The following is a 25,621-nucleotide window of genomic DNA, read 5'->3' as shown; positions in this document are numbered from 1 at the left end:
ATAGATGATAAATGTGTTTCTTTGTATTGTAAAGTGATATTATGAAATAGGATTATAGTGAGGGGAAAGATTATTATGAATGAAGAAATAAAGATTTTAATTGTAGAAGATGATAATGATATTAATAACTTATTAAAGGATATGCTTGAAGAAAACAGGTATAAAGTGAGTAGTGCTTATTCAGGTACAGAGGCCCTTATATATTTAAAGCACGAAGAGTTTCATATTGTATTACTAGATTTAATGCTTCCAGGTAAAAATGGAGAAGAAGTTTTGAAGGAAATTCAAAATAAGTATGAAGTGCCTGTGATTATAATTTCAGCCAAGGAAGAGTTAGGGATTAAACCAAGGTTACTTAGAGCTGGGGCAGAGGATTTTATTACTAAGCACTTTGATTTAGATGAGGTGTTAGCTCGTATTGAGGTTAATATAAGAAGAAGGAAATGCAAGAGTGTTCCTATAGATGATAATTTGTATAAGTATAAAGAGATAGCTCTTAATTCAAACACAAGAGAAGCTTTTGTAAATGATACTCTAATAACTTTGACATTAAGGGAGTTTGAAATTTTGAGTTTACTAATAAAGTATCCCAACAAGGTATTTTCTAAGGATAATATCTTTAAGAGTGTCTAGGGAGATGAGTTTATTAGTGACGATAACACTATAACTGTACATATAAGCAATATTAGAAGTGAAATAAATAAGGCAAAGGCTAAAGAAGAATATATAAAAACTATATGGGGAATTGGGTACAAGCTAGAGATTTAACTTAAGACTTTCTTAAGAGTTTCTTTGTAGTTATTTAGGAGCTATTTTTTATAATTAGCTTAGTTACAAAAAAGGGGGCTAGATTTATGGAAGATTATATTTTAAAGGCTGTAAATTTAAATAAAAGCTATAATAAGAAATGTGTATTAAAAAATTTAAACATGAACATAAAACGAGGAGATATATATGGTTTAATTGGTAAAAATGGTGCTGGAAAAACTACGCTAATCAGGCTTATTACAGGACTTGCAAATGTAACGATCGGAGATATTGAAATATTTAATGCTGATAATCATAAAGCATTAAATAGTGAAAGAAAAAGAATAGGTGCCTTAATTGAAATGTCAGCATTTTATGGAGATATGACGGCTTATGATAATATGGAATTATTGAGGCTGCAGAAGGGGATTCCGGGAAAAGCCTGCATTAAAGAAAAATTAGAACTTAGTAGGCTTGAAGGATATAGAGAAAAAGAAGGTAAAGGACTTCTCACTAGGGATGAAGCAAAAGCTAGGGTTAACTATGGCTCTTTTAGGAGATCCAGAGTTTCTGATATTAGATGAACTTACCAATGGATTAGACCCAATGGGAATAGTTTATATGAGAGAACTGTTAAAGAGGTTAAATAAAGAAAAAGGAGTTACAATCTTGATTTCTAGTCATTTATTAAGTGAGTTAAATCAGTTAGCCACATGCTATGGGATTCTTAATAATGGAGAATTAGTTGAAGAGTTAACTCAAAAGCAGCTAGATGAAAAGTGTAGAAAAGCATTAGAAGTAAAAACTAATGATTTAAAACAGACAGCTTGGGTGTTAGAAAACATATTAAAAACTACAAATTATAAGGTTTTACCTGGTGAAGTAATTAGAATTTATGATTATATTAATGACCCTGGAAAAGTATCCACAGCCTTAGTTGAAGCCGGAATTACAATTTATCAGGTTGGAGTTTCAGGAGATAACTTAGAAAGCTATTTTATGAATCTTGTTGGGGGAAATGTATAATGATAAATTTATTAAAAGCTGATTTGTTTAGATTGAGAAAAAGTAAAACCTTTAAAAATTCTATGATAGTGATGGGAATTTTAGTTATTGCATATTTCGTAGTGTGCAGTATGAGTGAAGATTTTATATCTATAAATATTACCTTTAGAAATGATAGAATGTATGGGTTTTACATAGGGAGAATTAAAGATAATATAAATTACATTAATATCTTTAGATCATCACTAGGATTTGTTATTTTTACCTGCTTATCTATGATATTTCTAGTTACTGATTCAGTAATTTCAAGATATTCCAATGGGGTGTTAAAAAACACGGTATCCTATGGTCATAATAAGTGCAAGGTGTATTTATCAAGTCTTATTTCAAATTATATTGGGGTGTGTATAATTGGTATTTCCTATATTGTATTTTCTATGATTGGAGCAACATTCTTATTTTCACCAGAGAAAATGATCTCTAAAAATGAATTAAATATTATTCTTGTAGTTACATTAGTGGTACTTATTATACTTGCTGCAATGGTTAGCTTATACACATTAATATCAGTTATTCTCAAAAGTAAGGTTGTCATTTCAACGGCGGCAGCTTTATTTATGACCTTTGGGAATGGTGCTTTATTTGATGTTATAAGCAAAGCAGTTCAAAATAAAATGCCCATATATATGTTAATTGATATTTGTGGACAACCTGAGATTTCATCCATATCTCATGATTTAAGGACACCATTAACTTTTATTCAAGGTTATCTTCAAATGCTAAGAAAGGATAACCTATCTGAAGAAAAAAGGAAAAGGTATATAGAAATAGCAGACAAGAGATCAAAGGATTTGCAGGAGCTGTTAAATCAGTTCTTTATGTTATCTGTGGTAGAAGATCCTAAATATAAAGGAAAGCTAGAAACTATAGACTTGAAGGAGGTTTTAGTTGAAACACTAACAAGCTTTTATGAAGAGTTCACTGATAAGGGGATAGAACCAGATATAGAAATATGTAGTGATGCAATAAACATTGTTGGGGATTATATTGGGAGTAAAAGGGTATTAGAAAACTTAATGATAAATATAGCACGGCATTCTAAAGGTAACGTTAAAATAACATTGGTTAAATATAAGGAAAAAGCGGAACTAAGGATAATAGATAAGATTCAAGATAAAGATGAAATAGACGCTGATAATTTATTCAATAAATTTTATAAGGCAGATAAGGCAAGAAAGGTTAATAGCACTGGATTAGGACTATCAATTGTAAAAGAATTAATGGGGAAGATGAATGGAAATGTAGAAGCTGATATAGTGCATAATAGTTTGGGTATAACACGTAGATGGGAATTGAGTTGTTGAGATAATGTGTAATTAATAAAGAAGTATAGTTAAGGGGGAATTTATGTATTTAGAACAATAAATGATGAACCGTATCACAAACAAATGAGGTTTTATTAAAACTGGATAATTAAATATACGAGATAATGTGTATAATATAAAAGTCCTCAACTGTAATTTTTAATTCGATTGAGGGATTTTTACTTATATTATTTACCGAATAATTAAAGTAAGATATAAACAGCTGTATGATAAATGGAGAGATAGAAAATAGGAGTTTTAAGATGAAGTTGTATGTTTGACAATATCACTAATTAGTGATATATTTAATTCATAAAAGATATAAAGGAATGAAAGTAATGAAAGATATAAAAGATATAATTAAAGAGAATAAATTAGCATTATCTACATTAATCACATTCACAAGAGCGGAGCATACTATCCATAAAAAAGAATTAGAAACTATAAAAGAAAGTGGATTAACTACTGCTCAGTTTGGAGTATTAGAAGTATTATATAATAAAGGTGATTTAAGAATATGTGAGATCATAGAAAAAATATTGACCACATCTGGGAATATAACTGTCGTTATAAAAAATTTAGAGAAGGATGGGTTAGTAAAAAAGAACTTAGATCCTAAGGATAAAAGATCTACTATAATATCAATAACAGATAAAGGAAAACAAATTATTGAAGGTATTTTACCAAATCATATTGAAAATATCAGTGAAATTTTTAGTGTTTTAACTAAAGAAGAGCAAATTACTTTAAAAAATATCTTGAAAAAATTTAAAAACATCTAAGAACAAAAAAATTTATACAAATATCACTAATTAGTGATAAGTTAGGATGAGATAATAATATAATTTCAAATAAAATAGATAGGAGTGATATGTATGAGTAAATTTAGAACAGTAGAGAATATATTTAAAGGACCAGAACCTCATATGGTTGGAGATGGATTTAGAGTGTCACAATATTTACCAGTAGGCATAAAAGATATAAAACGTTTATCTCCATTTATACTATTAGATTATCATGCACCATATTATTATGGCCCATCATCAATTAGGAGGGGTGTTGGAGCACATCCTCATCGTGGATTTGAGACTGTAACAATTTCTTATGAGGGGAAAATTGAACATCATGATAATAAGAGCAATCATGGAGTTATAGGGCCTGGTGATGTCCAATGGATGACTGCTGCATCGGGAATTTTGCATAAGGAATACCATGAAAAAGAATTTAGTGAAAGTGGCGGAATTTTACACATGATTCAACTTTGGGTTAATCTTCCAAAGGATAAGAAAATGTCAGAGCCAAAATATCAAACTTTATTAAAAGAGGATATGGGAGCTTTTAAGCTTGATAATAATCAGGGAGAAGTGAGCATTATTGCTGGAGAGTTTAATGAAATAAAAGGTCCAGCAAGTACTTTTACTGAGATAAATATTTACAACGTAAATTTAAAGAATTATGGTAAAACTATATTAAAAGAACCCAGTGATTTTAATACAGGAATACTAGTACTAAAAGGTGAAGTTAAAATAAATGGAGATCATATAGGTAAGGAAACTGATTTTATTATATTTGATAACATTGAGGGTGAGATTTTAGTTGAATCAATTACTGAAGAATCTTTATTTATTGTACTAAGTGGGCAACCAATCGATGAGCCAATTGTTTCACATGGTCCATTCGTAATGAATACAGAGGAAGAAATATATGGAGCCTATGAAGATTTTAGAAATAATAAATTTGGAACAGAAAACTTCTAAAATAAATATTAATAAATAATAAGGTTAAAAGGAGTGAAAGAAATGAGTAAAGTACTATATATTAAAGCAAATATTAAAAATGAAGGAGAGTCAAGGACTTTTAAAGTATCTGACAGCTTTGTAGAAGAGTATATGAGGAATAATCCACAGGATGAGTTAATTGTCTTAGATTTATATAAGGAGAAAATAGATTTTTTAAGACCGGAGGACTTGGGAGGAGTATTTGGACCTAAGAATGATGAGAGCAAGAAGCATCCAGTATTAAGATATGCATATCAATTTGCAGAGGCAGATAAATATATAATTGCAGCACCTATGTGGAATTTAAGTATACCCTCAATATTAAAGGCTTATATTGATTATGTAAGTGTTACAGGAATAACTTTTAAATATACAGCAGAAGGACCAGTAGGACTTTTAAATAATAAAAGAGCTGTGCATATAGTATCTAGAGGTGGAGAATATGGGGATGCTCCATATGAAATGGGAGATAGATATTTAAGAACTATACTTGGATTCTTTGGTATTAATGATATAGAAACTATAGCAATAGAAAATTTAGATGTTATAGGTGTAGATGTTCAAGGCAAAATTGAAGAAGGAATAGAAAAATCTAAGTTGATTGCACAGAAATTTTAAATATATATTAAGACAAAGATAAAATAGAACAAAGCTTTTACCAATATAAATAATGATAAATTTCAGATTAACTAATAGATGAATATAATGGTATATTAAGAAATATCATTTAATACTGTTATGGATAATCATACCATAAGTTAAAGCCTGTGATACACGTATATCGCAGGCTTTATATATTAAAATAATTTTTTAAAACAGCTTTTGCATATATGGCTTTTACCACCATTGCATGACATGGAATTTCCTCTATCTATAGGTTTATTACATAAATCACATATTTCTAATTGGGATTTTGAAGAAGTTTTAGTCGTCTTTTCAATGATTTCTTTTGACTTTAAAGCTTCAGAAGCTTTAGAATTCATACCTAGATTTTTCTTATTGCTAGGTGGTTCGTAATTGATAGGTTCTTGTTTTTCTTCAAGTTTTACAATTTTATAATCCATGGCATAGGAGCTTTCACCGTATAATTCTAGCTCGAAACGTGGATTATTTTTATCGTAGAATTCCTCAATTATTAATCTTCTTACCTGGGCATCATTGATGATTAAGCCGCTCTTTTCAACTCCGTCCAGGATACTTTTAGTAATGTTATTTGTATCAGGATGACGTTTTTCACTTTTATAATAAACCTTTAAAACGGCGATTAAAGCTTCTGTTAGAACAACTCCAGGATTCTGAATACTGCATTCATAAGCTATTTCTTCTTCATATACGGCATATCTGTCGTGATATTGCCCTGTGTTTGAAGGAAGTATTGCTCTTTTGGTGATTGGATTAAAAAGCTTAAAGTTAGATTTTGATATAGGAGACCCTTTAACAATCACTTTGGCGTAATTTATTTCACTCATGCTATAATTAGCAAACCTTAAATTAGGTATTGATTAAGGTTGCAGCAGCTCACTTCCTTTCTAAAAATATAATATTTATTATACCATAGGAACTTATGTTTGAATAATTGTTAAGCAAATAATTTTGAGGTAGCAAGTATGGCGGGTTTCTAATATTACTTTATATGAGATTAGAGATAAAATTGATGTGAGTTAATGAAGAGAGGGGATATTAAATAATACATTAATAGTATAAAATTAAGATAATAAATAGTGTGTTAAGGGGAATGAATGAAATGGATGAGAGAGATTTAAAATCTTTAAAGAATTTATGTGTAGGGGCATTGTTAATTGTGACAGTGATTACTTTAGTTTTAACAGCACAGCACCTAGGATATGATATAAATATACTTGACGGAATTGAGGTGGAAGGAATAATTCAATTCTTTGCATTTACTTTATTTGGGGTATCTATTGGGGGAATATTAAATACGCCACGAGGGTTATCACGGGAAGAGAAGGATATATTAAGAGAAAAGACAAGGGCACTTATGGCAGGTAACATACTATATCTTGGATATATAATATTTGCTGTAGTTGTGATAAAGAATTTCAACTTTATTGCTTTAGGAGTAATTTTGGAAGGGATTTATATAAATGTAATATTGGTATCTAGAGCCTTACATAATCATGGTTTAAATGACACTCAAAGACAATGGCGAGAAGCAATGAATGGCACTAGTGGTAGTGTTAAGGACACTAGCATATTGTGGAGATTTAAGGTATGGATAAGGCCATTTGAAAGAGTAGCATTTAAGGAGAGGCATTTAAGGTCTTTTAACATTATATATTTTATTTTTTACTTATATTTATTATATAATTCCTTACCTATTAATTTAGTTAATATCATATTTTTAATTATTTATATTAGATGTTGTTTAGCAATTTTAGAATATATTTTAGGATTATATACATCTATTATAGGTGTCTGCACTGGGGTTAAAGGGTATGAAGAAAGTCCTCATCATCATAATCATGGTGATGGTGGAGGGATTAGAATAAGTACTTCGAGGAGAAGACGCTATTGGGAGGTTTATATAACAGATTTTAGGAATAAAAGAGAAATAGTATATAAAACATACAAGCAGCCTTATATATATGAAGGTGATGAGGCAAAGGTTATTCATGGTATTTTTTCGAAGGAAGTTGTTTCACTTAATAACAATAAAGTTCACTAGTTATACTTATTTAAAGTTAGGACATACTCTATAAATAAGTAGGGGTTTGATATAAGAGAAAAGTTAAAGTATAATCTAATAAGTGAAGGAAACTCCTTCTCATATACATTTGATGGCGTAAGTATGTGCAGACCAAATCAAAGGTTTGGACATTTACTTAAAACCTAAAAAATATGAAGGTTATTTTACGAGGTGCAAAATGAAAGAGAATTTTAAGATACTTGCCATAGAATCAAGTTGTGATGAAACAGCAGCAGCGGTTGTGGTTGATGGAAGAGAAGTTTTATCTAATGTCATTGCTTCTCAAATAGATATACATAAAAAGTTTGGCGGAGTTGTTCCAGAGGTGGCATCAAGAATGCACATTGAAGCAATTGGAGCTGTAGTTGAAGAAGCTTTAGAGGAAGCAGGAATGACCTTTGAAGATATAGATGCAGTGGCAGTTACTTACGGACCAGGTCTTGTGGGAGCATTGCTTGTTGGACTTCAATATGCAAAATCCCTTGCTTATGGGTTAAATGTTCCACTTATAGGGGTTAACCACATAGAGGGACATATAAGTGCTAACTTTATTCAACATAAAGAGCTTCAGCCTCCTTTCGTAACTTTAGTTGTATCGGGAGGACATACTTTTATAGTTCATATGAAGGACTATGGGGCTTTTGAGGTTCTTGGAGAGACTAGAGATGATGCAGCGGGAGAAGCTTATGATAAGGTTGCAAGAGCCATAGGGCTTGGATATCCAGGTGGACCTAAAATTGATAAAATTGCTAAAGAGGGAAATGAAGATGCAATAAAATTCCCAAGAGCAAACTTCCATGATAAGACATTAGATTTCTCATTTAGCGGTGTAAAGTCAGCGGTGCTTAATTATCTTAATTCATTACAGATGAAGGGTGAGACCTACAATCAGGCGGATGTAGCAGCGTCATTCCAAAAGGCTGTTGTAGATGTTTTAGTTGATAATGCTATGAAGGCATGCAAGGAGAAAAAGGTTGATAAGATTGCTATTTCTGGTGGTGTGGCATCCAATTCATATCTTAGAGCAAAGCTTACTGCAAGGGGAGAAAAAGAAGGCGTTAAGGTGCTTTTCCCAGCTCCAATCCTTTGTACAGATAATGCAGCAATGATTGGAAGTGCCGCATATTATGAATATAAGGCAGGAAGAGTTGCAGATTTAACTTTAAATGCAGTACCAAACTTAAAACTTGGTCAAAGATAAATTGATAATGTAAGCTCCTTGTCATGTATATTCCAAGGAGTAAGTTCATTTAACCAAAACATAGATTTGGTTATTTACTTAAGTCCCTTAAGGAGAAATTCTTAAGGGATTTTCTGTTAAAATATTGTATTAATATTCTGAATATGGTAGGGTTTTAGTATGGATATTAGTGAAAGTGAGTGATAGTATTGATAAGTGAAGTAACAATAAACAAGATAAAAGAAATTTCTTTATGTGATGACAAAGGGAATGAACTTTTAGTATTTTTCAAGAAACAGGGAAAAAAGCTTTATAACTTATGTACATTAGAGAAAAAGTTAAATGACGAGTATTTTAAGAGTACATCTTTTGAAGAACTGTTAAAGGAAAACCATGAAATCTACGAAGATTTAATAGGTGATAACTACAAGACATGCTATGGAAATCCTGATTATGCTGTGGCAAAGCTGGGTAAAGAATTAGGACAGATTGTTACATATCTTTATGGAAGGTTAAATCAAGTGATTAACTTAGTTTTTGCTCACAAGACAGAATATATAGAGCTACTTTTAAAGCTATTTATTCAAAGCTACAATTATGTTGTAGAATATGGCAATAATGCTGATGTCCTTTTAAATTTAATTAGTGAATTTGAGACTGAAGCCATGGAGTTTGAGTGTGAAGAAAGAGTTAAAAATTTAGCTGTTTACACTGATGGCGGGTATAAAACTATAGTACAGGAAGCTGATACTGAAGATTTAAGATATTTATTTAAGTATGGAAAATATATAACAGAAAATGAGATAAAGACAGCTAAATTCCTTTCAACCTATGAGGGGGTTGAGAAAATTGCTTACACCATGGTTAAAGGATACATGGACAGTTTTGAAAGAGAAAACAAAGATTATAAAATTAAGGATAGAGTAAAGGTTGTTTACTTTGTAGGTCAGGAAGCTATCGTTAAGGAAGTAATAAAAGAGTTTGCGAAGTTTGGATTAACTGCAATGATGACAAATGTTATGACAACCGATGTTAATAAGCAGTACGATTATGATCATAGATTTGATTTTGCTCTTTGCTATGATGAAGCAATGGGTAAATTAAAGGAAGAAAAACTTATGAAGGCCTTTGAAAAGTATAAAGCAGAGTTAAAGGGGTATTCAGGAATTGCTGTATTTGAAGCCTTTGGGGAGATCCCTTTTGCACCAGAGAGTAAGGGGTCAAGCTTAAAGCTTAGTGAGAAGCAAAGTAAGGTATTCCAAGAAGTGTCTTTAAGCATTAGAATAGCTCAAGACAAGTTTATACCATCAACAGAAACTACTTTTACAATTATAGCCTTTCCAACACCTGAAATTGGAGAAAAATTTGAAGAAATTTTTGCTGATACCATGAGAATTAATACTCTTGATTCGGATAAATGGGAGAGAATTCAAAATAGCATTATTGGAGCTCTTGATAAAGGAGAGTTTATCCACGTTAAGGGCTGTAATGGAAATAGAACTGATATTAAAGTGAAAATGCATACGCTTGAAAATCCAGAAAAGGAAACTAACTTTGAAAACTGTATAGCCACTGTTAATATTCCAGTTGGAGAGGTATTTACATCACCAACTCTTGAAGGAACAAACGGAATTCTTCATGTAGAGGAAGTATTTTTAGATGGATTAAAATATGTAGATCTTGAACTTTTATTTAAGGACGGTTATGTAGCGGAATATAGTTGCAAAAACTTTGATGAAGAAGAAAAAAATAAAAAGTTCATTGAAGAGAATCTTTTATTCCCACATAAGACTCTGCCATTAGGTGAATTTGCAATAGGAACTAATACTTTAGCTTATGTAATTGCACAGAAGCATGACATAGTTTCTATTTTACCAGTTCTTATTGTGGAAAAAATGGGACCACATTTTGCGGTAGGTGATACTTGCTACTCTTATAGTGAGGATAATAGAGTTTATAATCAGTTTGATGGGAAAGAGATTGTTGCAAAAGATAATGAAAAGTCTATCTTAAGAAAGACTGATAAAAATAATGCATATACTCAATGCCACACTGATATCACTATACCTTATGATAGTATTGGGTCAATTAATGCTATAACTAAAAATGGGGAAGTTATAGAGGTTATTAAATCAGGAAGATTTGTTCTTGATGGCACAGAAGAGTTGAATGAACCTTTTACGCAGGAAGTTTAGAATAAATTTAAAATAGGGTTTTTAATTAATTAAGCATTACGGAATGTAGAATTAAGAATTATTGAATGAGAATTAAGAATTCAGGAGGTATCTACTCACTGTATTCGGAAAGCTTTAACATATTTTTGAAAAATTAAGGATTTAAATGCTTTTAGGTGTACTAGAGGTATTTAACTCACCTAACCAAATTGAAAATTTGATTAGATAAATCAAATAAAAGAAATCCTGAAGGGATTCCATCCATCATTCTACATTCTTAGTTTTAAATTCTAAATTAACATAATGATCATGGGGGGATTTGTATGATTAGTAACATTGATATTAAAAGCAAGATGACAGTTAAGTTAGATGACGCACTTCCAGAGATGCCTAAATTTCAAGAAGGAATTAGAAGAGCTCCAGACAGGGGATATGATTTAACACCAGCTCAAACAGAGCTTGCTCTTAAAAATGCACTAAGATATATTCCGGAAGAGTTCCATGAAGCTTTGGCACCAGAGTTTTTGGAAGAGCTTATGACAAGAGGACGAATCTATGGATATAGATTCAGACCTGAGGGTAAGTTAAGTGGAAAGCCTATTGATGAATATAAGGGAAATTGTATTGAAGGGAAGGCCTTCCAGGTTATGATTGATAACAATCTAGACTTTGAGGTAGCATTATATCCATATGAGTTAGTTACCTATGGAGAAACAGGTCAAGTATGCCAAAACTGGATGCAGTATAGATTAATTATGAAATACTTAGAGGTTATCACCGATGAGCAGACACTTGTTGTTGAAAGTGGACATCCACTTGGGTTATTCAGAAGTTCTAAAACTTCACCAAGGGTTATAACTACAAATGGATTAATGGTTGGAATGTTTGATAATCCTAAGGATTTTCATCTTGCAACACAATTAGGGGTTGCTAACTACGGTCAAATGACTGCTGGTGGATGGATGTATATAGGCCCACAAGGAATTGTTCATGGAACCTTTAATACCATCGTTAATGCAGGAAGGCTTAAGCTCGGAGTGGCTGATGATGGAGATTTAAGAGGAAAGATTTTCGTAACATCTGGACTTGGAGGAATGAGTGGTGCTCAGCCAAAAGCTGTTGAAATTGCAAATGGAGTTGGAATCATTGCAGAGGTTGATTATTCTAGAATAAAAACTAGACACGATCAAGGATGGGTTACAATGATTTCAGATAATCTTGAAGAAGTCGTTAAGGTGGCTTGTGAATATGCTGAGAAGGAAGAAACAATTTCTATTGCATATCATGGAAATATAGTAGACTTATTAGAATATATTTTAGAAAATGATGTGCATATAGACTTGCTTTCTGATCAGACTTCATGCCATGCTGCTTATGATGGAGGTTATGCACCAGTTGGAATTTCCTTTGAGGAAAGAACAAGATTGTTAAAAGAAGATAGGAAGAAATTCTGTGAACTTGTAGATATGACTCTTCTTAAACATTATGACTTAGTTAAGAAACTGGTTGCTAAAGGTGTTTACTTCTTTGATTATGGTAACTCTTTCATGAAGGCTATTTATGATGCAGGTGGCAAGGATATTGCTAAGAATGGTGTAGATGAAAAAGATGGATTTATTTATCCATCCTATGTAGAAGATATAATGGGACCAATGCTATTTGACTATGGATATGGGCCATTCAGATGGGTTTGCCTTAGTCATGACCATGGGGATTTAGTGAAAACTGACCATGCTGCAATGGAGTGTATTGATCCAAATAGAAGAGGTCAAGATAGAGATAACTACATTTGGATTAGAGATGCTGAAAAGAATAAGTTAGTTGTTGGAACTGAAGCTAGAATTCTTTATCAGGATACTGAAGGAAGAATGAGAATAGCCCTTAAGTTCAATGAGATGGTGAGAAATGGAGAAGTTGGACCAATAATGCTTGGCAGAGACCACCATGATGTTAGTGGAACAGATTCACCATTCAGAGAAACTTCAAACATTAAAGATGGAAGTAACATGATGGCTGAAATGGCAATTCAATGTTTTGCTGGTAATGCAGCAAGAGGTATGAGTCTTATAGCCCTTCATAATGGTGGTGGTGTTGGAACAAGCAAATCAATCAATGGAGGATTTGGATTAGTTCTTGATGGCAGTGAAAGAGTTGATAATATCATAAGGCTTTCCATGGCATGGGATGTTATGGGAGGAGTTGCTAGAAGGGCTTGGGCAAGAAATCCAAACTCCATAGAAACAAGTATGGAATATAATGATAAGAATGCTGCAACAGACCATATTACACTTCCATATATACCAAAGGAAGATTTAATTAAAAAGGTTGTAGCAGAAGCTTTAAAGAAATAAAAGATTAACGGTAACTTATAATATAACAATATAGACATGGTTTGTGATTGAGCTGAAAAGTGTAGATAATCACAGCCATGTTTTTATGTATAAATGAATAAAGTTTACAATAAGTTTATTGATTTTTTGAGGATGTTCACCGTATATAAAGTATGAAGAGATTTATAAGTATTAATACTTAATTAATAGTTCGTGAAAATCTAAAATCTATATTGAATGAGTAAATTCGCAGTAGTATAATTAACTAGGCTATTAAGGGAAATATGAAAGGAGAGTGCATATAAAGTGGATTTTAAAGAGAAAAATAGGAAATTTAACATTATTTTATCGACTGTTATTATGTTACTCTCGCTAATAGTTTTTACTGGCTGTGATAATGGTAAAAAAAGCACTGATGAGTATAGCTTTATTAAAGATGTTGACTATACCAGTGCAATTATCGAAAAAAATAACAATATATACTTATATGATAAAAACTATAGTTATTTAGAGCCAATTGGTGAATTAGCAAAACAAAAGGAATTTTCATCTTTTAATGAGGATTCGCAAAAAGTTGTATTTAAATATATAGATGATAAAAGTAAAATAAATATTTATGATGTTAAAACCATGGAAAATACAGTTTTAGAGATTGAAGATGAAGGTGAAATATCCTATTTGAAATGGTTTGGAAATTTGATAGTAGTTGGTGTATATGAAAATCCAACAACTAATAAATATTTGGTGTATGACAGTGAGACTTTAAAGTTAATTAATAGCTGCAAAGGGATTTTGATAGATGTTCTTGATGAAGGAAAAACCTTAGTATATGGAGCTAATACTCAAGGGGTTACCTCAATTTATTTAAATGATGAAAATATTTATACATTAGAAAAAACTGGTGAGGTTTTATTAAATGGTAAAGTATCATTAGATAGAAAGGAAATAAGCTTTCTAACCTTTGTATTTGATAGAAAAACCTTTGAACAGAAAGAATACTTATATACAGCTAAAATGGAAAAGAATAAATTGAAGGATTTAAAAGTTATCGATAAACCTTATGAAATATATGGAGAGCTTGCTTATGATGGAGATAAGGTAGTTATTTTAAATCAAGATGTCTATGCTGAAGTAATAGATGAGGAATTTGTTGTTAAGGACTTGAGTGAAGTTAACAAAAGCATAGGTGAGAACTCTAGTAAATTAAAAGGTATTTTAAAGGATACTTTTAAAAGTGAAATAACAGATATAGATAAATCTTGGACAGATCTTGGAATAAAAAATATTACCTGGTTTTCTAGGTAATATTTTTGTTTTTCGCTATGCAATTAATATTAAAATCTGTCATATTTTTTCGTTGACAGTGCACTAAGTATTAAATATAATAGTCCGTGGACTTTAAATTTATAGGTAACAACAATAGGAGGATATTTTATGAGTAAAATGATGCTTTCTCCTGACGAAATAACTACTTATGTAGAAGAAGTTGGGTATAAAAAAGCTAATAACAAAAGTGTACAAACTCTTTTCTTAGGTATTTGTGCAGGAATATTTATAGCATTAGGTGCATATGCATCATCAGTTGCATCACACGGAATCAGCGATCCGGGTCTTCAAAAGTTTGTAGCTGGAATAGTATTCCCAGTAGGATTAATATTTGTATTAATATGTGGATCTGAGCTATTTACTGGTAATGCCCTATTAAGTGTAGCATGGGCTGAGAAGAGAATTACAACAGGACAAATGTTTAAGAACTGGGCAATCGTTTGGATTGGAAACTTTATAGGGGCTGCCCTAGTAGCAGTATTAGTTTATGCTGCTGGACTTTTAACAACAGGTACTGTTGGTGGATATGCGGTTAAGGTAGCTGCAACAAAAGCAAGCATAGAATTTGGACCAGCTTTAGCTAGTGGAATACTTTGTAATATAATTGTTTGTTTCTGTGTTTGGGGAACATATGCTGCTAAAGATGTTACAGGAAAATTATTCATGGGATTCTTTCCAATATTAGCTTTCGTTATCGCAGGATTCGAGCACTGTGTTGCTAATATGTACTACTTTACAATTGGATTACTTGCAAAAACTAATCCAGCATTTGTTGAAGCTTCTCACGTATCAGCTGAAAAGCTTGATAATTTAAATTTAGCTGGAGTATTCAGCAACCTATTACCAGTAACAATAGGAAATATAATCGGTGGCGCTGTTATCGTTGGTTTAACATATTGGTTTATTTTTAGAAAATGTAATGCTAAAAATGATGTAAATAAAGCTGCTTAACTAATATATGAAAACACAATGAGATTTTTATAAATTTCATTGTGTTTTTTGCTTATATAAGTAATATGTTATATAAATTTTAATAAATTTCCTTGAAATTGTTAACATATAAGATATAATTAGGATATGACATTATTTTCAAGATTGAAAGTAATGTAAGCTTTAGGAGGGGGTAAAGTGAAGTCTATAAATAGAATAATTAAAGATTTGCCTTTAGGAGCCTCAGCCTTAGTGGAAGAGCGAATTAATCACAAAAATATTACCTTTATAATAATTAAAGATAGATTTAAAAATTTTATGGATGCCCCCTGGACAATGGAGTTTCACATTAAGGGAGGTATTATAAAAAAGAGAAATACCTTATCAGCCCATTTAATGGTTCAGGTAAAGGATAATTTTAATGAAAAGTTCTATCCATTTCATTTTAACTACTTTGATAGTAATTCATTGAAGCTGCTTTACAACCTAATTAAGCAGCGAGAAGTATGCATAGTAGTCAGTGATGGTAATAATGAATATATTTCTAGATCTTTTAGTAATAATCTAGGGCCATTTCTTAGGAAGTATATAAGGATTTCAATTGGATGTGGGCATAGATGGTCAGAGAATGAATATAAGAGAACTTTAATGGAAACCATAGAGACATTTCAAGATATAACAGAGTTATGGGATAGTCTTGGAGAAGAGGTTTATATGGAGATAATAAAAAAATAATGAACAAAAAAAATATTCGAAGAGAATATATCTAATTAAAATTAAAGCGAAGAATGATATCTTAAGAAAAAGCAAATGACTTTTATAGAGGCTGTTGAATAAAAGTTATAGATTTAAATCTCTTAATTATTCTTCGCTTTTAAACTATGATTAGATACAAATAAAAGGTGAGGTTTTTACAAAAGTAAATTTATAATACTTAATTGCAAGTCATTATATCATAATTAGCGATGGTTACTTGAAGAAAGATTCATTATTATAAAAAGAAAAAGGGTATATAGAACAACAAATTTATGAAACGTTTTCATAAATTTAAAATATAATTATACATAAAATAAAAACTTTAAAATAAATTTAGAAAATTACAAAAAATATTTACAAAAATCTATTGCATTTTCAGAAAAATAAAATTATAATCAGATTGTAGGAAGAGTGTTTGAAAAATTCAAACATTTAAAAATTGATATAGTACGAAATAAGTAGAGGTGCTTATAAATTGGTAACCATAAATAATAAGGAGATTACCCTCTGATGTTATGGCGAATTGTTTGTAAGCCGAAAGGATGCACGGGTATTATGCATCGCTTGGGGATAAGGCACAAGGCTTTATCACTGCCATAATTTTGGTGAGCTATTTATATAATGAAGATATTCATTACATTAATAGTTCAGCACATGTTTGTATGTTAATGGTATTGAATATTTTCAATGCCATTTTTATTTTGGCAAAAGATTAATAAATTTATTTTTAAGGGGGAAATGAAAATGAAATCATTAATCAGATTAAGAATGAGTTCACACGACGCTCATTACGGCGGGAACCTAGTTGATGGAGCAAGAATGCTACAACTATTTGGAGATGTTGCCACGGAGCTTTTAATCCTGAATGATGGAGATGAAGGATTATTTAAAGCTTACGACAGCGTTGAATTTATGGCACCTGTTTATGCAGGAGACTATATTGAAGCTGTTGGAGAAATAGTTAAAGTAGGAAATACATCAAGAAAGATGGTTTTTGAAGCTAGAAAAGTAATTGTTCCAAGACCTGACATTAATGATTCAGCATGTGATGTACTAGAAGAACCGATAGTTGTTTGTAGAGCGACAGGGACTTGTGTAGTACCAGCTGATAAAAAAAGAAAGTAAGCAATGAAAAAATTGCAGAAACATGTTAAAAAATTAACTATTTTAGGTTCGAGGAGGCAGTTAAAATGGAAAAACTTATTGTGACAGCAGCTATATGCGGTGCAGAGGTAACTAAAGCTCAAAACCCTGCAGTTCCATATACTGTTGAAGAAATAGGTATAGAAGCTGAAAAGGCTTACAAAGCAGGAGCATCTATAATACATCTCCATGTTAGAGAAGATGATGGTACTCCAACACAAAGTAGAGATAGATTTGAAGCTTGTATAGCAGAAATAAAAAGAAGATGTCCAGATGTTATAGTTCAGCCATCAACTGGTGGAGCAGTCGGAATGAGCAACGAAGAAAGACTTCAACCTGTCGATTTAGCTCCAGAAATGGCGACACTTGATTGTGGAACTTGTAACTTTGGTGGAGACGAAATTTTTGTTAATACAGAAAACACTATAAAAGAATTTGGTGAAAAGATGATTCAGCTGAATGTTAAACCTGAAATCGAAGTTTTCGATAAAGGAATGATTGACATGGCAATCAGACTTCACAAAAAAGGATATATAAAAGCACCAATGCATTTCAACTTTGTAATGGGAGTAAACGGTGGAATAAGCGCTAATCTTAGAGATTTTGTATTTATGAGAGGTAGTATTCCAGAAGGAAGTACTTATACTGTATCAGGTATAGGAAGAAATGAGTTCCCATTAGCAATGATGTCAATCATAGATGGTGGACATGTTAGAGTTGGCTTCGAAGATAACGTTTACTTATCTAAAGGTGTAATGGCAAATAGCAATGCTGAGTTAGTTGAAAAGGTTGTCAGACTAGCAAAAGAGTTAGGAAGAGAAATTGCAACACCAGCAGAGGCAAGAGAAATATTAGGATTAGATGCTGAAACAGTAGCTTATAAAATATAGAAATAGGGACCGAAGGGAGAATTTTATCATGAGAAAAGGATGTAAATACGGAACACACAGAGTAATTGAACCAAAAGGTGTATTACCACAACCAGCTTTAAAAATAGATAACGATATGGAAATATATGATAATGAAATTTTAATAGATGTACAAGCGCTTAACATCGACTCTGCAAGTTTTACTCAAATAGAAGAAGAAGCAGGACATGATGTAGAGAAAATAAAAGCTAAAATCTTAGAAATCGTTAACGAAAGAGGTAAGATGCAAAACCCTGTAACTGGTTCAGGCGGAATGCTTATCGGTAAAATAGAGAAAATAGGTTCAGCTTTAGAAGGAAATATAGATCTTAAAGTTGGGGACAAGATATCTACACTAGTTTCTTTATCATTAACTCCACTTAAAATTGAAGAAATCATCGATGTTAAACCTGACATTGACAGAGTTGAAATCAAAGGTAAAGCAATATTATTCGAAAGTGGAATATATGCTAAACTTCCAGATGATTTAGAAGAAACTCTAGCACTAGCTGCATTAGACGTTGCAGGAGCACCAGCTCAAGTTGCAAAACTAGTTAAGCCAGGTGAGTCTGTTCTTTTATTAGGAGCTGCAGGAAAATCAGGAATGCTTTGCTGCTACGAAGCTGTTAAAAGAGTAGGCCCAACAGGAAACGTAATCGGACTTGTAAGAAATGAAGAAGAAGCTGAAAGATTAAGAAGATTAAATTTAAGAATGAAAATAGTTATCGGAGATGCTACCAAAGCTATCGATGTAATGAATAAAGCTTTAGAAAACAACAACGGTAAAGAAGTTGACGTAGCTATAAACATAGTTAACGTTCAAAATACAGAAATGTCTACAATTCTTCCAGTAAGAGATAAGGGAATAGTTTATTTCTTCTCAATGGCTACAGCATTTACAAAAGCTGCATTAGGAGCTGAAGGTGTAGGTAAAGATGTAACTATGATAGTTGGAAACGGCTATACAGAGGGACATGCGGAAATAACTCTTGAAGAATTAAAAGAGAATGCAGAATTAAGACAAATATTCAAAGAATTATACGTTTAATCCATTTAGACCAAGAAAGATTAAATCTCAATTAAATTTAAAAACTGTTCAAAAAGCTTAAATTTTAAAAAGATAAAATTCAGGGGGTAAAAATAAATGAATACAACACGTAGATATGAATTATTTCCAAATGTAACTGATGAGCAATGGAATGACTGGAGATGGCAGGTTAAAAATAGAATAGAAACTTTAGATCAATTAAAAAAATATATTCCATTAACTGAAGAGGAAGAAGAAGGAGCTAAGAAGTGTCTTGAGACTTTAAGAATGGCTATAACTCCATACTACCTTTCATTAATAGATCCAACAAACCCACACGATCCAGTAAGATTACAAGCTATACCAACAGGATTAGAAGCTCACAGATCAGCTGCAGATCTTGAGGATCCACTACACGAGGATACAGATTCTCCAGTACCAGGATTAACTCACAGATATCCAGACAGAGTATTACTTCTTATCACAGACCAATGCTCAATGTACTGCAGACACTGTACAAGAAGAAGATTTGCTGGTCAAAGCGACGATTGTATGCCAATGGCTAGAATAGATAAAGCTATCGAGTATATAGCAAAAACTCCAGTAGTAAGAGACGTATTACTTTCAGGTGGAGATGCATTACTAGTTGATGACGAAGTATTAGAGTATATCATCAGCAAATTAAGAGCAATACCACACGTTGAAATAATCAGAATAGGTTCAAGAGTACCAGTTGTTATGCCACAAAGAATAACTGATGATCTTGTAAATATGCTTAAGAAGTATCACCCAATCTGGTTAAATACTCACTTCAACCATCCAAATGAAATTACTGAAGAGTCAAAAGCTGCTTGTGAGAGAATGGCTAATGCTGGTATTCCATTAGGAAACCAATCAGTTCTTTTAAGAGGAGTTAACGACTGTGTTCATGTAATGAAGGACTTAGTACAAGGATTAGTTAAGATTAGAGTAAGACCTTACTACATCTACCAATGTGACTTATCTCTTGGATTAGAGCACTTCAGAACTCCAGTTTCTAAGGGAATCGAAATAATCGAAGGTTTAAGAGGACATACTTCTGGATACTGCGTACCAACATTTGTTGTTGACGCTCCAGGTGGTGGTGGAAAAACTCCAGTTATGCCTAACTACGTAATTTCTCAAAGCCACGATAAAGTAGTATTAAGAAACTTCGAAGGAGTTATTACTACTTATTCTGAGCCACACAACTACACTGTAGGATGCCAATGTGACGTTTGCACAGGTAAGAAATCAGTTCATAAGGTTGGAGTTGCAGGATTACTTAACGGTGAGAGAATGGCTTTAGAACCAATGGGACTTGAAAGAAATGAAAGACACGTTCACGAAAAAGAAGTAGAAGAAGTGAAATAAATGAATGAAATTCTAAAAATGTTAAGGTCCTATAGAAGTGTATCAATTATAGGCATGAATAAAAATGTGGGGAAAACAACAACATTGAACCATATTTTGAATGAGGCTAGGGGCACAGTGTCCCTAGGTCTCACTTCAATTGGAAGAGATGGAGAAGAGCTAGACAGGGTAACTGCCACAGAAAAGCCTAGAATATACATTGAAAAGGGCACAACAATTGCTACAGCTAAACATTGCCTTTTAAACAGTGATTTTACTAGAGAAATAATAAGTACTACAGGTATACACACTCCTATGGGGGAGATTGTTATCTGCAGGGCTTTAAGTGATGGATATGTGGATTTGGGAGGACCCTCTGTAAATTCATATATGACCGATATAAAAAATCAACTACTAAAGCTTAACTGTGATTTAGTCATCATTGATGGCGCATTAAGCAGGAAAACCTTCGCTGCTCCCCAGGTATGTGAAGCTACAGTCCTAGCAACAGGTGCTGCTTTATCAAGAAGTATGACTGCAGTTATAAAGGAAACAAAACATACCTTAGATTTATTGAGCCTTCCAAACGAACAGGAACCACAAACTATAAAAGCTGCCACAAAAATTATAGATGAAGGAATCATAGGTACAATAAATAAGGATGGATCTTATAAGATAGTTGAAGTTTTAACGGCTCTTGAAGCTGCTAAAGAAATAGTTGAAACCTTGGATGAAGAGGTATCACATGTGGTAATTAAAGGTGCGGTGTCAGATAAGCTTTTAGAAGGAATAATGACATCTACCAATTTATATAAGAATGTAACCTTTCTAGTAGAGGATGGAACAAAGCTGTTTGTAAGCAGAGATACTCTTTATAAGTTTCAAAAGCAAGGTGGAACAATAAAGGTATTAGGAAAAATAACTGTAGTTTGTATTACTGCCAATCCTAAATCTCCTTATGGATATGAATTTCCTAAGGATAAGTTCTTAGAAGGATTAAGGGCGGCTGTAAACATACCAGTATTTGATGTATTAGGAGGAGAATAGATATGAAGTTTTTAGACAATGAGCAAAGAGTACAAATCGGATTTTCCTTCGTTATGGATGAACTGGGAATTATAACGACCTATGGTGCAGAAGAGAAAAAGAAGTTAAAGCCATATAAAGTTGGAGAAAGTAAGAAGTTGAAAGAAGAGCTTAACAACATAGAAAATATGATTAATCATATGAAGGATTACCCAGATGAATTCAATGATATAGTTAGGATTCTTCATAAAATCAAAGACATCAGAAGTACAGTAAAAAGAATTGAAAAAGTTGAAACTTTAGATGAAGTTGAACTTTATGAAATTAAAAATGTAGCAATGCTGCTAGAGGAGCTAAAGCAAGTATTGGATGGAATGACTTTAGCTATAGATAAAATTAAGCTGTATTCTCTAGAAGAAGTTGTGGACATACTTGATCCGTCAGGAAAAAGGATGTCTACCTTCTATGTTTATGAGGAATATAGTGAAAAGCTTTCTGAAATAAGAAGGTTAAAGGGTGAAAAGGAAAGAGCCATATTTTCCTGTAACGATGAATATGAAATTGAACTGTTAAAGCAAGAAAGATTAAATATTGTAATTGAAGAGGAAGAAGAAGAGTTAGCAGTAAGAAAAGAACTTACGTTAAAGCTTACTTCCTTCAGTAAGACTATATCTCATAACTTAAACTCAGTTGGAATTCTTGATTTATTAATGGCAAAGGCATACTTAGCGGTTAAATATGATTGTGTTAAGCCAACTATAGTTAAAGAAATGGATATAAAAATTGTAGACAGTATTAATCCAGAAATTGAAAGTATCCTTAAGAAAAAGGGGAAGAAGTTCTCACCAGTTAATATTGAACTTAAGGGTGGAACCACAGTAATAACTGGAGCTAATATGGGAGGAAAAAGTGTGGCACTGAAAACAATAGTGCTTAACCTATTCCTTGGACAGATGGGATTCTTTGTATTTGCAAAGGAAGCAAGCTATCCAATACTAGATTTTATACACTTCATTTCAGATGATATGCAATCCATCTCTAAGGGACTCAGCACCTTTGGAGCAGAGATAATAAAACTAAAAGAAGTTGTGGAGTGTGTAAAAAGAGGAGATGGCTTTGTTGCTTTAGATGAGTTTGCTAGAGGTACAAACCCAAAAGAAGGGTTCTTCTTAGTAAAATCCCTTGCAAACTATCTGCAGAAATTTAATACTGCCAGCATAATTTCAACCCATTATGATGGAGTAGTAGAGGAATCAATGATTCATTATCAGGTAGTTGGCCTTAAGAATATTGATTTTAACAAGTTGAAATATAAGATAGATTTAAATAAAACCCATTCTGTTGAGATTATTCAGGAGCACATGGAGTATAAACTTGAAAGGGTATCAAGGGAGAATAAGGTTCCTAAGGATGCTCTAAACATTGCTATGTTACTTGGTTTAGAGAGTGACATAGTTGAGATAGCAAAAACTTATTATCAGGAGGAATACAATGGAAAGTAAATTAAACTTAAACCTAGAAGTAGTTGCTAAAGCAAGAAAATCAGCTGAAAATATAGCAAAAGATACACAAACATTTATAGATAAGCACACTACAGTTGCTGTAGAAAGAACTATCTGTAGATTATTAGGAATAGATGGAGTAGACGAGTTTGGAGTACCACTACCAAACGTAATCGTTGAAAATATTAAAGCTGGAAACGGCCTTTCTGTTGGAGCTGCATACTATATCGGTAATGCAATGCTAAACACTGGATTATCTGCTCAAGAAGTTGCAGAAAAAGTTGGTGCTGGTGAAATCGAGTTAACTAAGCTTCCAATGAAAGATGCTTTTGAAGTTCAAATGGAAGTTAACAAGGTAGCTAAAGAAATGGTTGCAAGAGTTAAAGCTAATAGAGCTAAGAGGGAAGAGTATCTTGCAGAGTTTGGAGACAAAACAGGTCCATACCTTTACGTTATTGTTGCTACAGGAAATATCTATGAAGATATAATTCAAGCTAAAGCTGCTGCTAAGCAAGGTGCTGATATCATAGCTGTTATAAGAACAACTGGACAAAGCTTGCTTGACTATGTACCATACGGTGCTACAACTGAAGGTTTTGGAGGAACATTTGCGACTCAAGAGAACTTCAGATTAATGAGAGCTGCTTTAGACGAGGTTGGAGAAGAGTTAGGAAGATACATCAGATTATGTAACTACTGCTCAGGATTATGTATGCCAGAGATAGCTGCAATGGGAGCTATTGAAAGACTAGACGTAATGCTTAATGACGCTTTATATGGAATCTTATTCAGAGATATCAATATGCAAAGAACAATCGTTGACCAATATTTCTCAAGAATAATCAACGGTTATGCTGGAGTTATCATTAATACTGGAGAAGATAACTACCTAACTACTGCTGATGCGGTTGAGGAAGCTCACACAGTTCTTGCTTCTCAATTCATCAACGAGCAATTTGCTTTATTTGCTGGTCTTCCAGAAGAGCAAATGGGATTAGGACATGCATTCGAAATCAATCCAAACGTTGAGAATGGATTCTTATATGAGCTTGCGCAGGCACAAATGGCAAGAGAAATATTCCCTAAGGCACCACTTAAATATATGCCTCCAACTAAGTTTATGACTGGAGATATATTTAAAGGACAAGTTCAAGATGCTCTATTCAATATGGTTACTATAATGACTGGACAAAAATTACACTTACTAGGAATGATGACAGAAGCTATACACACTCCATTTATGAGTGATAGAGCTATAGCAATAGATAACGCACAATACATCTTCAACACAATGAAAGACCTTGGCGATGAGTTAACATACAAAAAAGGTGGAATAATGGAGAAGAGAGTTGATGAAGTTCTAAACAAAGCAGCTGACCTATTATCTGAAATAGAAAAAGAAGGTTTATTCAGAACTATAGAGCAAGGTAAGTTTGCTGGAATTAAGAGACCTCTAAACGGAGGAAAAGGACTTGATGGAGTTGTTGAGAAGGAAGCAAATTACTTCAACCCATTTATTGAGTTAATGTTAGGAGGTAACAGATAATGAGCGGCGGATTATATTCAACTGAAGTAAGAGATTACGATACTAACCTTGATTTAACTAAACTTAAACCATACGGAGATACAATGAATGACGGAAAGGTTCAAGTTAGTTTTACACTACCAGTAAAAGATGATGAAAGAGGAGTAGAGGCTGCTATACAATTAGCTAAATCTATGGGATTAAAAGATCCAAACTGTGCGCACCACGCAGCTTTAGATAAAGAATTCACTTTTTATGTTGTTTATGGTTCCTTAACTCACACTGTTAATTACGAAGAAATTCACGTTCAAACAGTAGAAGTTGATACTATGGATATGGCTGCAGTTCAAGATTACATTGCAGAAAACATTAAAAGAGATGTTGTAATAATTGGAGCTTCAACTGGTACAGATGCTCATACAGTTGGTATTGATGCTATTATGAACATGAAAGGTTTCGCAGGACACTATGGTCTTGAGAGATATAAGGGAATAGAAGCTTATAACCTTGGAAGCCAAGTTGAAAACGAAGAGTTCATCAAAAAAGCTATAGAGCTTAAGGCTGACGTTTTACTAGTTTCACAAACAGTTACACAAAAAGATGTACACATCCATAATTTAACTAATCTTGTTGAGCTTCTTGAAGCAGAAGGCATAAGAGATAAAGTTATCTTAATAGCTGGAGGTCCAAGAATAACTCACGAATTAGCTAAGGAATTAGGATATGATGCTGGATTTGGTCCAGGAAAATATGCAGATGATGTTGCTACATTCGCAGTAACAGAAATGGTTGCAAGAGGTTTAGTTTAATAGCTAAGCTAGG

21 protein-coding genes, 2 pseudogenes and 1 riboswitch are annotated in these 25,621 nt (G+C 32.6%); of the genes and pseudogenes, 22 read left to right on the top strand and 1 reads right to left on the bottom strand.

Going from position 1 to position 25,621, the window contains the following annotated elements; genetic code table 11:
- The first annotated feature begins 75 nt into the window (after positions 1-75).
- The 7 genes and pseudogenes from BN1075_RS08490 (at position 76) to BN1075_RS08465 (ending at position 5,512) form a co-directional block, all read left to right on the top strand.
- Positions 76-768, top strand: a pseudogene (locus BN1075_RS08490) (response regulator transcription factor).
- A gap of 86 nt (positions 769-854) precedes the next feature.
- Positions 855-1,281, top strand: a pseudogene (locus tag BN1075_RS22505) (ATP-binding cassette domain-containing protein); the annotation flags it as partial.
- Entirely contained in the window at positions 1,267-1,773 is a 507-nt protein-coding gene (locus BN1075_RS22500; RefSeq protein ID WP_407637970.1) for an AAA family ATPase, read from the top strand. The pseudogene BN1075_RS22505 and the gene BN1075_RS22500, both read left to right, overlap by 15 nt.
- A complete protein-coding gene (locus BN1075_RS20735; protein WP_052406475.1) occupies positions 1,773-3,116 on the top strand; it encodes a sensor histidine kinase in 1,344 nt (447 codons plus the stop codon). Before BN1075_RS22500 ends, BN1075_RS20735 begins: the two co-directional genes overlap by 1 nt.
- Positions 3,117-3,454: 338 nt before the next feature.
- Positions 3,455-3,898, top strand: a complete 444-nt coding sequence (locus tag BN1075_RS08475; RefSeq protein ID WP_040192691.1) for a MarR family winged helix-turn-helix transcriptional regulator — start codon at positions 3,455-3,457, stop codon at positions 3,896-3,898.
- Between the two features lie 93 nt (positions 3,899-3,991).
- Positions 3,992-4,873 (top strand): pirin family protein, encoded by an 882-nt coding sequence (locus tag BN1075_RS08470; RefSeq protein ID WP_040192690.1) that lies wholly within the window; start codon positions 3,992-3,994, stop codon positions 4,871-4,873.
- A 42-nt stretch (positions 4,874-4,915) separates the two neighbouring features.
- Positions 4,916-5,512: an NAD(P)H-dependent oxidoreductase gene (locus BN1075_RS08465; RefSeq protein ID WP_040192689.1), complete on the top strand. Its 597-nt coding sequence runs from the start codon at positions 4,916-4,918 to the stop codon at positions 5,510-5,512.
- A gap of 179 nt (positions 5,513-5,691) precedes the next feature.
- On the opposite strand, the gene BN1075_RS08460 is transcribed toward BN1075_RS08465, so the two are convergent.
- Entirely contained in the window at positions 5,692-6,363 is a 672-nt protein-coding gene (locus tag BN1075_RS08460; protein WP_040192688.1) for a RusA family crossover junction endodeoxyribonuclease, read from the bottom strand.
- A gap of 275 nt (positions 6,364-6,638) precedes the next feature.
- Between BN1075_RS08460 and BN1075_RS08455 the strand changes: the two genes are divergently transcribed.
- The 15 genes from BN1075_RS08455 to kamE all read left to right on the top strand — a co-directional run bounded on the left by BN1075_RS08455 (position 6,639) and on the right by kamE (position 25,608).
- Positions 6,639-7,580, top strand: a complete 942-nt coding sequence (locus tag BN1075_RS08455) for a hypothetical protein (RefSeq protein WP_040192687.1) — start codon at positions 6,639-6,641, stop codon at positions 7,578-7,580.
- Positions 7,581-7,779: 199 nt separating this feature from the next.
- Positions 7,780-8,802 (top strand): tRNA (adenosine(37)-N6)-threonylcarbamoyltransferase complex transferase subunit TsaD, encoded by a 1,023-nt coding sequence (gene tsaD / locus BN1075_RS08450; protein ID WP_040192686.1) that lies wholly within the window; start codon positions 7,780-7,782, stop codon positions 8,800-8,802.
- A 179-nt stretch (positions 8,803-8,981) separates the two neighbouring features.
- On the top strand, positions 8,982-10,976 hold the full coding sequence (locus BN1075_RS08445; protein ID WP_052406474.1) for an aminopeptidase: 1,995 nt from the start codon (positions 8,982-8,984) through the stop codon (positions 10,974-10,976).
- A gap of 302 nt (positions 10,977-11,278) precedes the next feature.
- On the top strand, positions 11,279-13,306 hold the full coding sequence (locus BN1075_RS08440; RefSeq protein ID WP_040192685.1) for a urocanate hydratase: 2,028 nt from the start codon (positions 11,279-11,281) through the stop codon (positions 13,304-13,306).
- 285 nt (positions 13,307-13,591) lie between these two features.
- Positions 13,592-14,590 carry a hypothetical protein gene (locus BN1075_RS08435; protein WP_040192684.1) on the top strand — a complete coding sequence of 333 codons (999 nt, stop codon included), beginning with the start codon at positions 13,592-13,594 and terminating at the stop codon, positions 14,588-14,590.
- Between the two features lie 129 nt (positions 14,591-14,719).
- Positions 14,720-15,562, top strand: coding sequence for a formate/nitrite transporter family protein (locus BN1075_RS08430; RefSeq protein WP_040192683.1), 843 nt, complete (start codon positions 14,720-14,722; stop codon positions 15,560-15,562).
- A gap of 177 nt (positions 15,563-15,739) precedes the next feature.
- On the top strand, positions 15,740-16,276 hold the full coding sequence (locus BN1075_RS08425) for a hypothetical protein (RefSeq protein ID WP_040192682.1): 537 nt from the start codon (positions 15,740-15,742) through the stop codon (positions 16,274-16,276).
- Between the two features lie 472 nt (positions 16,277-16,748).
- A riboswitch (Lysine riboswitch) is annotated at positions 16,749-16,918 on the top strand.
- A 123-nt stretch (positions 16,919-17,041) separates the two neighbouring features.
- Positions 17,042-17,422: a 3-aminobutyryl-CoA ammonia lyase gene (gene kal, locus BN1075_RS08420; protein WP_040192680.1), complete on the top strand. Its 381-nt coding sequence runs from the start codon at positions 17,042-17,044 to the stop codon at positions 17,420-17,422.
- Between the two features lie 65 nt (positions 17,423-17,487).
- Positions 17,488-18,330: a 3-keto-5-aminohexanoate cleavage enzyme gene (kce, locus tag BN1075_RS08415; protein ID WP_040192679.1), complete on the top strand. Its 843-nt coding sequence runs from the start codon at positions 17,488-17,490 to the stop codon at positions 18,328-18,330.
- Between the two features lie 28 nt (positions 18,331-18,358).
- Positions 18,359-19,396, top strand: a complete 1,038-nt coding sequence (gene kdd / locus BN1075_RS08410) for an L-erythro-3,5-diaminohexanoate dehydrogenase (protein ID WP_040192678.1) — start codon at positions 18,359-18,361, stop codon at positions 19,394-19,396.
- 96 nt (positions 19,397-19,492) lie between these two features.
- Positions 19,493-20,767, top strand: a complete 1,275-nt coding sequence (gene kamA, locus BN1075_RS08405) for a lysine 2,3-aminomutase (RefSeq protein ID WP_040192677.1) — start codon at positions 19,493-19,495, stop codon at positions 20,765-20,767.
- Positions 20,768-21,793: a lysine 5,6-aminomutase reactivase subunit KamB gene (gene kamB / locus BN1075_RS08400; RefSeq protein ID WP_040192676.1), complete on the top strand. Its 1,026-nt coding sequence runs from the start codon at positions 20,768-20,770 to the stop codon at positions 21,791-21,793.
- A gap of 2 nt (positions 21,794-21,795) precedes the next feature.
- Positions 21,796-23,274, top strand: a complete 1,479-nt coding sequence (gene kamC, locus BN1075_RS08395; protein WP_040192675.1) for a lysine 5,6-aminomutase reactivase ATPase KamC — start codon at positions 21,796-21,798, stop codon at positions 23,272-23,274.
- Positions 23,264-24,820 (top strand): lysine 5,6-aminomutase subunit alpha, encoded by a 1,557-nt coding sequence (gene kamD, locus BN1075_RS08390; protein ID WP_040192674.1) that lies wholly within the window; start codon positions 23,264-23,266, stop codon positions 24,818-24,820. Before kamC ends, kamD begins: the two co-directional genes overlap by 11 nt.
- Positions 24,820-25,608 carry a lysine 5,6-aminomutase subunit beta gene (gene kamE / locus BN1075_RS08385; protein WP_040192673.1) on the top strand — a complete coding sequence of 263 codons (789 nt, stop codon included), beginning with the start codon at positions 24,820-24,822 and terminating at the stop codon, positions 25,606-25,608. The genes kamD and kamE overlap by 1 nt, the downstream gene beginning before the upstream one ends.
- Positions 25,609-25,621: the final 13 nt, after the last annotated feature.

Origin of the sequence: Clostridium culturomicium (genome assembly GCF_000821305.1) — a bacterium.
GTDB lineage: Bacteria > Bacillota > Clostridia > Clostridiales > Clostridiaceae > Clostridium_J > Clostridium_J culturomicium.
The sequence above is the reverse complement of the archived record's forward strand: the minus strand, read 5'-3'. Positions and strand labels throughout refer to the sequence as shown.